General features: G+C 61.5%; 1 protein-coding gene and 1 pseudogene. Both read right to left on the bottom strand.

The window, feature by feature from the left end; all coding sequences use genetic code 11:
* A pseudogene (locus tag BLX41_RS35385) lies at positions 1 to 189 on the bottom strand (glycine/betaine ABC transporter substrate-binding protein); the annotation flags it as partial.
* 204 nt (positions 190 to 393) lie between these two features.
* Positions 394 to 1,035 (bottom strand): DUF1345 domain-containing protein, encoded by a 642-nt coding sequence (locus BLX41_RS14475; RefSeq protein ID WP_123725445.1) that lies wholly within the window; start codon positions 1,033 to 1,035, stop codon positions 394 to 396.
* Between the last annotated feature and the right edge of the window lie 276 nt (positions 1,036 to 1,311).

Here is a 1,311-nt window from a genome sequence, read left to right as displayed (position 1 = left end):
CTGCTTGCTGTCGTAGCCCAGGCCGCCGAGCAGCACGTCGGCCATGGCGCTGGTGGCGATCACGTCGGTCCAGTTGACCACCCCCATGCGTACCGCCTTGCAGGAAGCGGGCTCGGCGGCCCAGGTGGAGGAGCTCAGAAGTGCAGCGGCGCAGAGGACCAGGAAACAACGCTTGAACGGTGCTTTCATCAGAGGATCTCTTCCGGCAGGTGGCTTTTTGTTCAGAGCGGCGTCTTGTTGCGCCGTACTGGCCACCTTACGTGGCGCCAACGGTCCGGGAAACGCTCTGTGGCGACCGGCTTTTGCACTGTGACGACTGCCTGGGTGCGCCTCACGGCCACAGGCTCATCCAGCCTTTGTGCCAGGGCTGGGGTCTAGAAGTTTTGTGCGGTTTCAGCTGAACAGCCCGGCGGCGATATTGATGGAAAAGCCGAGGATCGCGGTGTTGAACAGAAAGCCGATCAACGATTGGGCGAGGACGATCTTGCGCAGCTCGCGGGTGGCCACGCCGACATCCGAGGTCTGCACCGCCACACCGATGGTGAAGGAGAAGTAGAGGAAGTCCCAATAGTTCGGCGTTGTCAGTTCCTCGGCAAAGCGCAGGGCCGGCTCCTTGCCGTTCCAGGTGTAGTAAAGACGGGCGTAATGCACGCTGAAGATCACCCCCACCAGCAACCAGGAACCGATCACCGTGAGTCCGGTGAAGCCGTAATGCAGCAGGCGCTGAGTGGTATCCAGATCCTTGCTGCCCACCAGCTCCAGGGTAATGGTCACCAGACTGGCGATGGCGGCGACGCAGACGATCAACAGCACCAGCCCGGCGTTTTCGTCCTCGACTTCGGCGATGCGTTTCACGTCCTCGGCCCGGGCCCGCACGGTTAGCCAGAACATCAGCGCCAGGTAGGTCCAGACTGCGGCGTTCCAGCCGATGAGGATCTTGCCGGTCAGGGTCTGGGCGGGGGCGAGGAGGGCCACGGCGCAGCCGATCAATACACCGATGGTCAAGCGGGGGTGGGTGCGGATGACGAAAGACATGGGGGCTCGCAGCTTCTGGGCAGAGGGGGAACATTAGCATGTGGGGGGATTTGGATAGGGGGGCATAGTGGTTGCTGCGGGTGAGGTGGCTGGCGGGTTCGTCTTGATGGCTTGGGAGTTGGGTACATATCCGTTGTTGCGGGTGTGGCCGCTGGCGGTTTCGCCCTTATGGCGAGCGGATGGGGTACATATCCGGTGCTGCGGGTGTGGCCACTTATGGTTTCGCCCTTACGGCGACTCACTTTTTTCAAACGCCAAAAAAGTAAGCAAAAACGC

The sequence above is a fragment of the Pseudomonas protegens genome (assembly GCF_003732485.1).
Taxonomy (GTDB): Bacteria; Pseudomonadota; Gammaproteobacteria; order Pseudomonadales; family Pseudomonadaceae; genus Aquipseudomonas; species Aquipseudomonas protegens_B.
This window is presented reverse-complemented; position numbering and strand designations above follow the sequence as displayed.

Bases quoted from the DNA above. Each gene is read 5' to 3' on its own strand.
- BLX41_RS14475 (WP_123725445.1), bottom strand. From the start codon at position 1,035: ATGTCTTTCGTCATCCGCACCCACCCCCGCTTGACCATCGGTGTATTG.